The sequence below is a fragment of the Nioella sp. genome, assembly GCF_964229645.1.
GTDB lineage: Bacteria > Pseudomonadota > Alphaproteobacteria > Rhodobacterales > Rhodobacteraceae > Nioella.
Genome location: NZ_CAXREX010000187.1, coordinates 1 through 12,466, shown reverse-complemented (window position 1 = coordinate 12,466; position 12,466 = coordinate 1). Strand labels below are relative to the sequence as shown.

12 protein-coding genes are annotated in these 12,466 nt (G+C 65.2%); 8 read left to right on the top strand and 4 right to left on the bottom strand.

What is annotated here, in order from left to right:
• The 7 genes from gpmI to ACEQXV_RS12655 all read left to right on the top strand — a co-directional run.
• A partial coding sequence (gpmI, locus tag ACEQXV_RS12685; protein WP_370269507.1) for a 2,3-bisphosphoglycerate-independent phosphoglycerate mutase occupies positions 1-1,425 on the top strand: 1,425 nt, incomplete at its 5' end.
• The gene (locus ACEQXV_RS12680) at positions 1,422-2,558 is read left to right on the top strand and encodes a murein hydrolase activator EnvC (RefSeq protein WP_370269506.1); all 1,137 of its coding nucleotides are present in this window, start codon (positions 1,422-1,424) and stop codon (positions 2,556-2,558) included. The genes gpmI and ACEQXV_RS12680, both read left to right, overlap by 4 nt.
• Before the next feature lie 12 nt (positions 2,559-2,570).
• Positions 2,571-3,890: a S41 family peptidase gene (locus tag ACEQXV_RS12675; RefSeq protein WP_370253250.1), complete on the top strand. Its 1,320-nt coding sequence runs from the start codon at positions 2,571-2,573 to the stop codon at positions 3,888-3,890.
• 15 nt (positions 3,891-3,905) lie between these two features.
• Positions 3,906-4,385: an RNA pyrophosphohydrolase gene (locus tag ACEQXV_RS12670; RefSeq protein WP_370253249.1), complete on the top strand. Its 480-nt coding sequence runs from the start codon at positions 3,906-3,908 to the stop codon at positions 4,383-4,385.
• Positions 4,386-4,433: 48 nt separating this feature from the next.
• Positions 4,434-4,931, top strand: a complete 498-nt coding sequence (locus ACEQXV_RS12665) for a hypothetical protein (RefSeq protein WP_370253247.1) — start codon at positions 4,434-4,436, stop codon at positions 4,929-4,931.
• A 93-nt stretch (positions 4,932-5,024) separates the two neighbouring features.
• Positions 5,025-7,994, top strand: coding sequence for an error-prone DNA polymerase (locus ACEQXV_RS12660; protein ID WP_370253255.1), 2,970 nt, complete (start codon positions 5,025-5,027; stop codon positions 7,992-7,994).
• A 26-nt stretch (positions 7,995-8,020) separates the two neighbouring features.
• Entirely contained in the window at positions 8,021-8,386 is a 366-nt protein-coding gene (locus ACEQXV_RS12655) for a cupin domain-containing protein (RefSeq protein ID WP_370269505.1), read from the top strand.
• A gap of 3 nt (positions 8,387-8,389) precedes the next feature.
• Here ACEQXV_RS12655 and ACEQXV_RS12650 read toward each other — a convergent pair whose 3' ends face one another.
• The gene (locus ACEQXV_RS12650) at positions 8,390-9,226 is read right to left on the bottom strand and encodes a TIGR02452 family protein (protein ID WP_370269504.1); all 837 of its coding nucleotides are present in this window, start codon (positions 9,224-9,226) and stop codon (positions 8,390-8,392) included.
• 2 nt (positions 9,227-9,228) lie between these two features.
• Complete coding sequence (gene pip / locus ACEQXV_RS12645) at positions 9,229-10,218, bottom strand: prolyl aminopeptidase (RefSeq protein ID WP_370269502.1); 990 nt, start codon at positions 10,216-10,218, stop codon at positions 9,229-9,231.
• Between the two features lie 72 nt (positions 10,219-10,290).
• Here pip and ubiG point away from each other — a divergent pair, with 72 nt between their 5' ends.
• The gene (gene ubiG / locus ACEQXV_RS12640) at positions 10,291-11,034 is read left to right on the top strand and encodes a bifunctional 2-polyprenyl-6-hydroxyphenol methylase/3-demethylubiquinol 3-O-methyltransferase UbiG (protein WP_370269501.1); all 744 of its coding nucleotides are present in this window, start codon (positions 10,291-10,293) and stop codon (positions 11,032-11,034) included.
• A 312-nt stretch (positions 11,035-11,346) separates the two neighbouring features.
• Here the strand turns inward: ubiG and ACEQXV_RS12635 are convergent, their stop codons facing one another.
• Both ACEQXV_RS12635 and ACEQXV_RS12630 read right to left on the bottom strand, forming a co-directional pair.
• Positions 11,347-11,796, bottom strand: coding sequence for a MarR family winged helix-turn-helix transcriptional regulator (locus ACEQXV_RS12635; protein WP_370269500.1), 450 nt, complete (start codon positions 11,794-11,796; stop codon positions 11,347-11,349).
• Positions 11,793-12,466: carbon-nitrogen hydrolase family protein (locus ACEQXV_RS12630; RefSeq protein WP_370269499.1), on the bottom strand; the 674-nt coding region annotated here is incomplete at its 5' end. The genes ACEQXV_RS12630 and ACEQXV_RS12635, both read right to left, overlap by 4 nt.

Genomic DNA, 12,466 nt, shown 5'->3' with positions numbered 1-12,466 from the left:
CCTTGTTTTGACAGGCTTATGGCAACCTGCCCCAATGCCACCCTTGTCACCCACGGCCCCGATGTGGGCCTGCCCACGGGGCAGATGGGTAACTCCGAGGTCGGGCACACCAATATCGGCGCGGGCCGTGTCGTCGCGATGGACCTTGGCCAGATCGACCTCGCCATCGAGGACGGCAGCTTCGCCACCCGCCCTGCCTTGCAGCAATTCATTGAAAAGATGAAGAAATCCGGCGGCACCGCCCATGTGTCCGGCCTCACCAGCCCCGGTGGCGTGCACAGCCACGAAGCCCATATCCTGGAAACCGCCCGCGTTCTGACTGGCGCTGGAATTCCCGTGCAAATTCATGCGATTACCGATGGGCGCGACGTGGCTCCTCGATCGGCCATCGAAACGGTCACGGCCTTCGACGCGGCCCTTCCCGACGGCGCGCGTATTGGCACGCTGATCGGACGCTATTACGCGATGGACCGCGACAACCGGTGGGAACGCGTGCAGCAGGGCTATGACCTTGTCATAGAAGGAAAAGGCCATCAGGCCGACAGCGCCGAGGCCGCTATCCGGGCCGCCTACGACCGGGATGAAAGCGACGAGTTCATCACCGCGACGCGGATCGACGGGTATGTGCCGCCTCAGGACGGGGACGGGCTCCTCTTCCTCAATTTCCGCGCCGACCGTGCGCGCGAAATCCTCGCCGCCCTGGCCGACCCCGACTTTGCCGAGTTCGACACAACCGCAAGACCCGCTTGGGGTGCCACCTGCGGCATGGTCGAATATTCCGAGCGCCACAACAGCTATCTCGACGTGATCTTTCCCAAGCAGGACATCGTCAACACGCTGGCAGAATGGGTTGCGACCAAGGGCCTGACCCAGTTCCACATCGCCGAGACCGAGAAATACCCGCATGTCACCTTCTTCCTCAATGGCGGCAAGGAAGAGCCCGTCGCGGGCGAAGACCGTTACATGCCGAAATCGCCCAAGGTCGCGACCTATGACCTGCAGCCGGAGATGTCGGCAAGAGAGGTGACAGAGCATCTCGTCGACGCGATCGAGAAACGATACGACCTGATCGTCGTGAACTTCGCGAACCCCGACATGGTGGGACACACGGGCATCATCCCCGCTGCCGTGGCCGCCTGCGAGGCGGTCGATGCCGGGCTCGGGGCTGCGATGGCTGCGCTGGAAAAGGTCGGCGGCGCGATGATCGTGACGGCGGATCATGGCAATTGCGACATGATGATCGACCCGGAAACAGGCGGACCGCACACGGCGCATACGCTCAATCCGGTGCCGGTGATCCTGTTCGGGGGACCGGAGGGCGTGACCATGCAGAACGGGCGGCTGGCCGATCTTGCGCCGACCGTTCTGCGCCTGATGGGGCTGGATCAGCCCGCCGAGATGACCGGGGCCTGCCTTTTTTCATGAAGTGGCTGGCGCTGATCCTCGCGCTTGGCGCCTTGACGTTTTCTGCCGCGGCGCAAACGGCGGACCCGGCCTTGTCGGCGCAGCGCGCCGCGCAGTTGCTCGAACGTGCCGCGTTGGCCATGGCCGAGGCAGAGGACGCGCGCGACCGCGTCGATGCCCTGACCGAAACCATACGCGCCTACGAGGATGGGCTTGCCGCATTGCGCGAGGGCATGCGCCGGGCCGCGATCCGAGAGCAGTCCATCACGGTGGTGTTCGAGGCGGAACAGGAAAGGCTCGGCCGCCTTTTGGGGGTTCTGCAATCCATGCAGGCGGCCCCTGCCCCTTTGCTGCTGATCCACCCGAATGGGCCCGTTGGCACCGCTCGTTCGGGCATGATCGTATCCGACATCACCCCGGCCGTCGCCGAGGAGGCGATGGAGCTGCGACGCCAGTTAGAGGAGCTGGCCCTGCTGAGAGAGCTTCAATCCACCGCTGAACGGCAGCTGTCCGAAGGCCTGACCGGCGTTCAGGAAGCCCGCGTGGCGCTGAGCCAGGCGATGGCGGAACGGCGCGCCCTGCCCCCGCGCTTTTCAATGGATACGGACGCGCTCTTGCAGCTCATGCAAAGCGCGGAGTCGCTCGACGGTTTTGCCGCCGCGATCCGGGAACTCGACAGCCTGAGCGATCCGCTCCAGCCTTTGCCGTCTTTCACGGCAGAGCGTGGCCGCCTTCTCCTGCCCGTGCGAGGGCGTGTCCTGAGGGGCTTCGGACAGGCCGATGCGGCGGGTGTCACGCGCCCCGGCCTGATCCTGGCTGCCGAGCCCCGCGCGCTCGTGTCCGCGCCCTGGCATGCCACAGTGCGCTATTCCGGGCCGCTTCTGGACTATGGAAATGTTGCGATCCTGGAACCCGAGGGAGATCACCTGGTGATTCTCGCCGGGCTCGGAGAGCTGTTCGTCAGGGCCGGAGACCTGCTTGCGCAGGGCGATCCTGTGGGTTTGATGGGCGGCGAGGCGCCCAACCGCGAAGAATTGATCGTTTCGACCACGCAAGCGACTGGCACAGACCTGTCGGAAACGCTTTATATGGAACTGAGATTGGCCGGAGAGCCCGTGGACCCGTCCGATTGGTTCACGACACAAGACCAGTGAGGATTTGAGAGAATGAAGAAATTCATGATGGCGGCCCTTGGCGGCACCGCGGCAGGTATCCTGCTGACCACCCAGGTCGCCGGCCCGCTGATCGCCCAGGAAAACGCGCGCAACACCACGGTCTACGAACAGCTCGACCTGTTCGGCGACGTGTTCGAGCGCATCCGCACTTACTACGTGGAAGAGGTCGACGAGGCCGAGCTGATCGAAGCCGCGATCAACGGCATGCTGACATCGCTCGATCCGCACAGTTCCTACCTGCCGCCGCGCGACTACGACGCGATGCAGACGCAGACCCGCGGCGAATTCGGCGGCCTCGGGATCGAGGTCACGATGGAAGAGGGCTTCGTCAAGGTCATCACACCGATGGACGACACCCCCGCCGCCGAGGCAGGCGTCGAGGCGGGCGACTTCATCACCCATGTGGACGGCCAGTCGCTGCTTGGCCTGACGCTGGAAGAGGCCGTCGACCTGATGCGCGGCGAGATCGGTTCCGAGATCGTGATCACCATCGTGCGCGAGGGTGAGGAAGAGCCCTTTGACATCACCATCGTGCGCGACCGCATCCGGCTGACCGCCGTGCGTCACCGCCTGGAAGGCAACACCGCCATCCTGCGCATCGCCAGCTTCACCGAACAGACCTACCCCAACCTGCGGGACGCGCTGGAGGAGATGGCCGAGGAAGTGGGCGGCATCGAGAACCTCGAAGGCGTCGTGCTGGACCTGCGCAACAACCCCGGCGGCCTGCTGACCCAGGCGATCCGGGTGTCGGACGCGTTCCTCGAACAAGGCGAGATCGTCTCGACCCGGGGCCGCAACCCCGAAGATGGCGAACGCTACAACGCAACTCCCGGCGACCTGATCGAAGGTCTGCCGATGGTGGTGCTGATCAACGGCGGCTCTGCCTCGGCATCTGAAATCGTGGCCGGTGCCTTGCAGGACCACCACCGCGCGGTGATCGTGGGCACCAACAGCTTCGGCAAAGGGTCCGTTCAGTCGGTGATGCCGGTGCAGGGCGATGGTGCCATGCGCCTGACCACGTCGCTCTACTACACGCCGTCCGGCCGCTCGATCCAGGCCCTGGGCGTGGCCCCCGACATCCTGGTCGAACAGCGCGACATCGGCGAGGTGGAGGAAAACGGGCGTCCCGCCCGGACCGAGGCCAGCCTGCGTGGCGCCCTGTCCAACACCACGCTGACCGAGGACGAACTGCGGCAGCTGGAAGAAGAGCAGGAACAGGCCCAGGCCATGGCGGAACTGCGCGCGCAGGACTACCAGCTGGCCTATGCCATCGACATCCTGCATGGCCTCAGCGCCCTGCGTCCCCGCTAAGGGGGCGCGCCCGGCATGACCCCCGAAGAGGTCGCACGCCTGCCTTATCGGCCCTGCGTCGGCGTGGTTCTGATGAACCGCGCCGGGCAGGTCTTTGCCGGGCAACGCGCCGATATGGACACGCCCGCCTGGCAGATGCCCCAGGGCGGTGTGGACAAGGGCGAGGAGCCGCGCGACGCCGCCTATCGCGAACTGCTGGAAGAAACCGGGGTCGGGCGCGAACATGTGACGCTGGTGGCCGAAACCGCCGACTGGCTGCCCTATGACCTGCCGCTGGAGGTCGTGCCGAACCGGTGGGGCGGCAAGTATCGCGGACAGAAACAGATGTGGTACCTGCTGCGGCTCGACGCGCCCGACGAGGTGATCGACCTGGCCTACAAGGACGTGGAGTTTTCCAGCTGGCGGTGGATGGATCCGGCCGATCTGCTGGAGGCCATCGTCGCCTTCAAGCGTCCGATCTACCGGCAGGTGATGGAAGAATTCGGGCTGGTGTAAGCCGCGCCCGACCCATGCTATTCTGAAGGTCCGCTGCCGGAGGCCGCCATGCGTTTCCGCCTTCTTTTGCCATTCGTCTTCTTCGCGGCCCTGGCCGGGCCGGCTCTTTCGTTGTCCTGCGCTTATCTCGATGCCGCCGCGATGTTTCAGCAAGCCGCCGAGGCCAGCGAACGCTACGTGATCGTGCGCGGCGCTTTCCTGCGCAATGGCCCCGATATGCCGTTGCCGCCGGATACCGACGACCCCGACACGCCGCTGCCCTACAGCGTCGAGATGCTGTTTTACGGCGATATCGGCAGCCGCGTCGGTTTCCGCACGCCGGTGGAACTGGAGGTGACGGTCCGGGTGAATTGCGTGCTTGAGTGGTGCGGCGCACCCCCCGAGGACGGGCGAGAGGTGCTGGCCTTCCTGCGCGTGGACGAGGACCGGCAGTATCACCTCGGCATCGGCCCCTGTCCTGCCTGGGTGATCTACGATCCTTCACAGGATAATCTGGACCAGATCGCCGCCTGCATGCGGGGCGAGGCCTGCGAGGCAGGAGGATAAGCCTTTCGAACGGCCTTGTTTTGCGCGTTGTGGTCGGCGCGGCACTAGCAGGACTCCAAATGAGAACAAAAGGTGAATATACTGCCCCGCACCATGGGATTCGCCGAGCTTTCCATCACCTCCAACTTCACCTTCCTGACGGGAGGATCGCACCCAGAGGATTACGCCCGGCGGGCGGCCCTGCTGGGTGTGGACGCGATCGCCATCGCCGATGAAAACTCGGTCGCCGGGATCGTGCGCGCCTGGTCCGAACTGAAAGAGATCAAGCGCCAGATTGCTGAACGTCAGGCAGCAGACCAGGACCCGATCGGCCCTCCGAAACCCGCCCACCTGCCCGACCCTGCCCGCGCCCCGATCTACCATCTGCCGCGCCTGCTCCCTGCCGCGCGGCTGGTGTTGCGCGAGGGGCTGAACCTGACCGCCCTGCCCCGCGACCGGCGCGGATGGGCGAACCTCTGCCGGATGCTGTCTGCGGGGCGGTTGCGGGCTGCCAAGGGCAGCTGTGATCTCGGCCTGTCCGATCTGTGGGATTTTGCAGACGGGCTCGACCTGCTCCTGCACGGCCCGCCAGATATCCTGACCCATCCGCGCGGCGCGGGCGATTGGTGGCAGCGGGCGAAACAGGTGACGCGCCGCCTTGGCCCCGCCTGCCATCTTCTGATGGCCCCCGCCTATGACGGGCATGACCGGCTGCGCTTCGAGCGGCTCACCCGGCTGGCGGGGCAACTGGGTGTTCCAACCGTCGCCTCGGCCGCGCCGGTCATGCATCACGGGGCCCGTCGCAAGCTGACCGATGTGCTGACCTGCATCCGGCTTGGGATCCGGGTGGAGGACCTTGGAACCAAAGCGCAGGCCAATGCCGAACAGCGCCTGCGCGGCGAGGGGGAAATGCGCCGCATCTTCGAGGGGTTCGAGGATGCGGTGGACCGAACCACCCAGATCGCCGCGCGCTGCCGTTTCGACATCGGATCCCTGCGCTACGAATACCCCTCCGAGATCAGCGGCGGGGAAACCGCGTCGGAGCGGCTGGAACGGCTGGCGCGCAAGGGGCTGAAATGGCGCTACCCTTCCGGCGCGCCGGACCGGGCCGTGAGAATGCTGGAGCACGAATTGCGGCTTATCGCCAAGCTGGGATACGAGCCCTATTTCCTGACCGTTCATGACATCGTGGCCTTCGCCCGGTCACGCGGCATCCTGTGCCAGGGGCGCGGGTCGGCGGCAAATTCCATCACCTGCTATTGCCTCGGCGTGACCTCCGTTTCCCCCGAGGTGGGCACCATGGTGTTTGAACGCTTCGTTTCCGAGGCGCGGGACGAACCCCCCGATATCGACGTGGATTTCGAACATGAGCGCCGCGAGGAGGTGATCCAGCACATCTACGAACGCTATGGCCGCCACCGCGCCGGGCTGTGCGCCACGGTCATCCACTACCGGGGCAAGCGCGCCGTGCGCGAGGTGGGGCGCGCCATGGGGCTGAGCGAAGACATCCTCGGCGCGCTGTCCTCGCAAATCTGGGGATGGGGCAGCAGCCGCGACATGGCCGATACCCGGATCCGCGAACTGGGGCTCGACCCGACCGAACCGCGCCTGCGCCAGACCATGGCCCTGGTGCGGGAAATCCAGGGCTTTCCCCGGCACCTGTCCCAACATGTCGGCGGCTTCATCGTGACCGAGGGGCGGCTCGATGAACTGGTGCCCATTGAGAACGCCACGATGGAGGACCGCACTGTCATCTGCTGGGACAAGGACGATATCGACGCGCTTGGTATCCTCAAGGTCGATGTGCTGGCGCTTGGCATGCTGACCTGTATCCGCAAGGCCTTCGACCTGATCGAACGCCACCACCAGACCGACTACAGCCTGGCCACACTGCCGCCCGAGGACCCGGCGGTTTACGACATGCTGTGCAAGGCAGACTCGCTTGGCGTCTTTCAGGTCGAATCCCGCGCTCAGATGAACTTCCTGCCCCGGATGCGACCGCGGTGTTTCTACGACCTTGTCATTCAGGTCGCCATCATCCGACCCGGGCCCATACAGGGCGACATGGTGCACCCCTTCATCCGTCGCCGGAACGGCGAGGAGCAGGTCAGCTTCCCCTCGGACGAACTGGGCGCGGTCCTGGGCAAGACGCTTGGCGTGCCCTTGTTCCAGGAACAGGCGATGCAGATCGCCATCATCGGCGCGGGCTTCACCCCCGATCAGGCCGACCGGCTGCGCCGCTCGCTCGCCACTTTCAAGAAACATGGCTCCGTCAGCGAATTCCGGGGCATGTTCATGAAAGGCATGCTGGAACGCGGCTACGACCCCGATTTCGCGGCGCGCTGCTTTTCGCAGATCGAGGGCTTCGGCAGTTACGGCTTTCCCGAAAGCCATGCCGCGAGCTTTGCGCTCCTGGTCTATGCCTCCAGCTGGCTCAAGTGCCACCATCCGGGCATCTTCGCCTGCGCGCTGCTGAACTCACAGCCCATGGGGTTCTATGCCCCGGCGCAAATCGTGCGCGATGCGCGGGCACACGGGGTCGAGGTGCGGCCCGTCGATATCAACCGCAGCTACTGGGACAACGTGATGGAGCACGACGGGCGCGGCGGGCTGGCCTTGCGCCTTGGCTTCCGGCAGATCCGCTCGATGCGCGAGGACGACGCGCAGTGGCTGGTCGCAGCGCGCGGCAACGGCTACCAGGCGGTTGAGGACGTGTGGCGCCGTGCCGGATTGCCCGCCCGCGCGCTGGCGGTGCTGGCCGAGGCCGACGCCTTCGCCGGGGTCGGGCTGACACGACGAGAGGCGCTTTGGGCCGCCAAGGCGCTGCTTCCGGCCGAACCCCTGCCCCTATTCACCGGAGACATGGACGGCGAAGGGATCGAGGAGCCCGACGTAGCCCTGCCCGAGATGACCGAGGGTGAACAAGTGGTGGAGGATTACGTGTCGATGCGCCTGACCCTGCGGTCGCATCCCGTAGCCCTGATCCGCCATGTGCTGAGCCCGGGGCTGGTTCCGCCACCGGACCCGGCGACGCGCGCACGCCATGGGCTTGGCAGCCCTGTGCGAACGGCACATGCTGAGTGAACCAGACGGAACCGGGAGGGGCACCCATGCATTACCATCACCTCTATGCCGCAGAAAACGGGGAAAGCCACTGGCGCCGGGTGGAGGTTCCACTGACGGAACGCAGCTTCGCCCCGCCCGCCAAGGCAATCTTCGTTTCGGACCCGGAACCTGCCGTGGCTACCGTGTTTCTCCGGCTCGATCCGGGCTGGAACGAACCCATTCACCCCACCCCGAAGCGGCAGACCCTGTTCTGCCTCGGCGGTGCCGTCCGGGTCACCGCAAGCGACGGCGAAGCCCGGGTGATTGCCAAGGGCGATATCTGGCGGATGGAGGATACCCACGGGAAGGGCCACCATACCGAGACGATCGGAAGCGAGCCGTTCGAAGCCGCGCTGGTGCAGTTCGACTGACCGTCAGGCTGGCCAGGTGGGGCCGAACGTCTCGACGAAAGCGGTCAGGTTCGGATCGGCCGCACGCCCCGGAACCGCGAAATGAACCCGCTGAAAGGCCCCCTCGAACGGGCCGGACAGGGCAGCTTCGAAAAGGGCGGCCACCTGATCGGGTGCATTCCCGAAAACGCCACACCCCCAGGCCCCAAGAACAAGCGCGTCGTGGCCCATGGATTGCGCCGTGGCAAGGATACGCTTCACCCTCCTGGCCAGCGCCCTGTCCACCTCGCCCCGCAGCCAGTCACTCAGGCCCTGTTCGGCAAGGGCGCCGAGGTTCGGGGCCGGGGCGGTCACGACACCGATCTGAACCGGGTCGGGGCGCAACCTTCCGTGGTCATCCCGGATCAGCAGAACGTGCGGAGAATAAATCAGGTCGTCCAGGTAGACCGCGTTCGGCCAGGCCTTGTTTCTGGCGTAGAATGCCGTCTGTTTCTCAAGGGACGGGTAAAGGGTGGTCGCTCTGCACAACGCCTCTTCCTGCGCAGCCCCCCCGCGAAGGTAACCGCCGCCGGGGGTTCGGGCAGAAGTAAAGTTGAGCGCGCAGATGGATAAAGCCCCTTCTCGGGAAAGGCGGTCAATGCCTGCAACGGTCGTCTCGGGGGCCAGGGTGATGCGTGCTGGACCAAGGGCTGTCCGGCCGCTGACCTCAACGGGGCCATCCACCACACGGGTTCCCGCCAGCATCGCTGCCATTTCCGTCGTGATGTCGACGATCGTTCCGTCGGGTGCTTCGTAAAGGCCAAGCTCGAAGATGTCCCGGTTTTCCTCCGCCACTTGCCGAAAATCGTCCCGCGATGCCATGGCTAGAGCCCGTATTTCCCCCGGTTCTGCCCAACCATCTTCATCACGCGCACAAGCTCGAAGCTGATCCCGGGTTCCGACAGGGCATGCCCCGCCGCGCGCACCATGTGCAAACGACCAGACCGCCAGCCCTGCGCCAAATCATGGGCGGATCGGGGTGGGCAGATCATGTCATAGCGGCCCTGCACGATGACCCCTGGGATATGGGCGATCTTCGGCAGGTCGCGCAGCAGCTGACCGTCTTCCTCGAAGAAGCCCCGATTGACGAAGTAATGGTTTTCCAGTCGGGCAAAGGCCCTGGCGTAATCTGCCGGGGCCTCGCCGGGGTTGCCGTCGCTCTCCACAGAGGCCAGAGCGTTTTCCCAGGCCGACCAGGCCCGCGCATAGCGGGTTTCGACCATGAGATCGCCGGAAAAGAGCCGCCGGTTATAGGCCGCGATCATGTCGCCGCGTTCTGCCTCGGGCACCAGCGCGGAAAACCGCGCCCACTGGTCCGGCCAGAATTGCCCTGCCCCGCCGCCATAGAACCAGTCCAGCTCGCGCTGAGTCGACAGGAAGACACCGCGCAGCGCCAGGAAGGCCGCCGCCTCGGGATGTGTTTCGGCATAGGCAAGCGCCAGGGTCGCGCCCCAGCTTCCCCCGAAAACGGCCCATCGGTCGACGCCAAGTGTTGTTCTGATCAGTTCGATATCGCGGACGAGATGCCAGGTGGTATTCGCCGTCGTCGAGGCGTGGGGCCGCGACCGGCCACAACCGCGCTGATCGAAGAGGATCACCCGAAACGCTTCGGGGTCGAAATAGCGCCGCATCGCCGGGCTGCATCCACCGCCGGGGCCGCCATGCAGGACGACAACCGGCGCGCCCTCGGGATTGCCGCATTGTTCGACATAGATCTGATGGCCATCGCCCACATCCAGCATCCGCTGATCGAAGGGATCAATCGGCGGGTAGAGATAGGCGCCTGCGCGCTTTTGGCCGGAGAACTTGTCCATACTTCCCCTATATAGACCCTTGGGGCGGGTCTGCTATGACGCCCACGATGACAAGTTCGGAAAGGGATGTCCATGAACAGCGCGGCCAATACCGTCGATGACGCCGAAATCGCGAAGTTCGAGGCGATGGCAGCGGAATGGTGGGACCCCAAGGGGAAATTCGCGCCGCTGCACATGATGAACCCGGTCCGGCTGGACTATATCACCGCCCAGATCGCCGCCGAATTCGGGCGGGACCTGCGCGACGACACCCCTTTCGCGGGGCTGCGCCTGCTGGATATCGGCTGTGGCGGCGGGCTTTTGTCCGAACCCATGGCTCGGCTTGGGGCGACCGTGGTGGGGGCGGATGCGGCCGAACGCAACATCCCCGTGGCGCAGGTGCATGCCGAACAATCAGGGCTGGAGATCGACTATCGCCACACGACCGCCGAGGCGCTGGCCGCAGCGGGCGAACAGTTCGACGTGGTCCTGAACATGGAAGTGGTCGAGCATGTCGCCGATCCGCAAGCCTACCTGAGTGCCTGCCAGCAATTGCTGAAACCGGGCGGGATCATGATCTGTTCGACGATCAACCGGAATCCGAAAAGCTTCGCCTTGGCCATCGTCGGGGCGGAATACGTGATGCGCTGGCTGCCCAAGGGCACGCATGAATGGCAGAAATTCATCACGCCGGAGGAGCTTTTTTCGCTGATCGAAACAGCGGGGCTCGACCCGGTGGATCGCAAGGGCTTCGTCTTCAACCCCATCAGCTGGCGCTGGTCCATCTCGGACCGCGACCTGAGCGTGAACTACGTCACGGCGAGCGTGAAGCGGTAGATATGCTTGAAGTCGTCTGAGACGCCATTCGGCTGCCAAGCAGCGTCCGCCAGGCGGACGACAACACCGATGCCGGTCCGGTGACAAGCCGCGCCTCGACGACGCGCGCGGGGGCGATCAGACTTTGGAAGCAGGCAGTCTATGTCAGCCAAATCCGAGCAACTTCACTGCGGCGCGCCTGCATCAGCCAAATCGCCTCCGCGTGGGAGCGCGGCGGCGATGCGCGGCGGCCTTTGGCCTTGATTCGATTCCGCGCGGGCAATGTCAAAGCTTGGCTCAAAGCAGCCATTAGGGGCGCGAAACGAACCCCCCTCAATCCTTCTGCGCCAATTCCAGTTCGATCCGCATTTCGCGGATGACGGGCAGGGCGGCCCTCACGCGGTCGGCGCCGACTTCCTGGACGGTGCGGCTGAGGATGGGGGCGATGGATTGCAGGGCGGCGTCCCTTGCGGCGCGGCCTGCGGGGCTGATCGCCACGAATTTGCGGCGGGCGTCGTCCCAGTCGGGGCGGATATGCACGTGGCCAGCGATCTCCAGCCGGTTGAGCGTGTTGGTCATCGCCCCCCGCGTGACGTGGAACAGCCGCGCCAGTTGCGCCGGGCTGCGTTCCTCGTTCGAGCGCGCGAGGTGGTTCAGCACGGAAAAATGGCTCAGCTCCATCCCCTTGGGCAGCGCCTTGGTCAGCAGCGACCGCGCCAGTTGATCGGCCATGAACAGCTCGGAAAAGAGCGCAATGGCAAGGGGATCGTCGTTAGAGCTCATGTCACCAGCGTATAGGGTCGGTCATGTCGGATCGAGGGCACACGCCCCCGAGCCTTGTCCACCTCTTTGACGTCAACGTCAATGATGTGGAGCCCCGGGTCCGTTCCCGCATCCAGCAGAACCTCGCCCCACGGGGCCACGACAAGGCTGTGGCCATGGGTCTGGCGGGGCTTTCCGGTGCTCACCCTGTGGTCGCCGGTTTGCGCAGGCGCGATGACGAAACACCCGGTTTCAATGGCGCGCGCCCGCAGCAGCGTTTCCCAATGCGCCTTGCCGGTGACGGGGGAAAACGCGGCAGGCACCGTCAGCACCTGGGCGCCCGCCTTGGCGAGATCCCGGTAGAGATAGGCGAAGCGCATGTCGTAACAGATCGACAGGCCAAAGGTCGCCAGAGGCGTTTCCACCACCACCGCCCGGTCGCCGGGGCGGTAGCCGTCGGATTCGCGGAAGGTTTCGGTTTCCGTCACGTTCACATCGAACATGTGGATCTTGTCATACCACCCGGCGATCTCGCCCCGGTCGGAAATCAGGAAGGAGCGGTTGGCAAAGCGCCCGTCCGGGTCGCCCGATTGCAGCCCAAACGATCCAAGCAAGACCCAGATTCCGGCCTCGCGGGCGGCGTTGCGCACTGACGCGAGGGTCTGGTCCTCGGCTTCAAGCCGCAAGACCC

Coding starts and splice junctions, on each gene's coding strand:
- ACEQXV_RS12680 (WP_370269506.1), top strand. CDS start 1,422: ATGAAGTGGCTGGCGCTGATCCTCGCGCTTGGCGCCTTGACGTTTTCT.
- ACEQXV_RS12675 (WP_370253250.1), top strand. CDS start 2,571: ATGAAGAAATTCATGATGGCGGCCCTTGGCGGCACCGCGGCAGGTATC.
- ACEQXV_RS12670 (WP_370253249.1), top strand. CDS start 3,906: ATGACCCCCGAAGAGGTCGCACGCCTGCCTTATCGGCCCTGCGTCGGC.
- ACEQXV_RS12665 (WP_370253247.1), top strand. CDS start 4,434: ATGCGTTTCCGCCTTCTTTTGCCATTCGTCTTCTTCGCGGCCCTGGCC.
- ACEQXV_RS12660 (WP_370253255.1), top strand. CDS start 5,025: ATGGGATTCGCCGAGCTTTCCATCACCTCCAACTTCACCTTCCTGACG.
- ACEQXV_RS12655 (WP_370269505.1), top strand. CDS start 8,021: ATGCATTACCATCACCTCTATGCCGCAGAAAACGGGGAAAGCCACTGG.
- ACEQXV_RS12650 (WP_370269504.1), bottom strand. CDS start 9,226: ATGGCATCGCGGGACGATTTTCGGCAAGTGGCGGAGGAAAACCGGGAC.
- pip (WP_370269502.1), bottom strand. CDS start 10,218: ATGGACAAGTTCTCCGGCCAAAAGCGCGCAGGCGCCTATCTCTACCCG.
- ubiG (WP_370269501.1), top strand. CDS start 10,291: ATGAACAGCGCGGCCAATACCGTCGATGACGCCGAAATCGCGAAGTTC.
- ACEQXV_RS12635 (WP_370269500.1), bottom strand. CDS start 11,796: ATGAGCTCTAACGACGATCCCCTTGCCATTGCGCTCTTTTCCGAGCTG.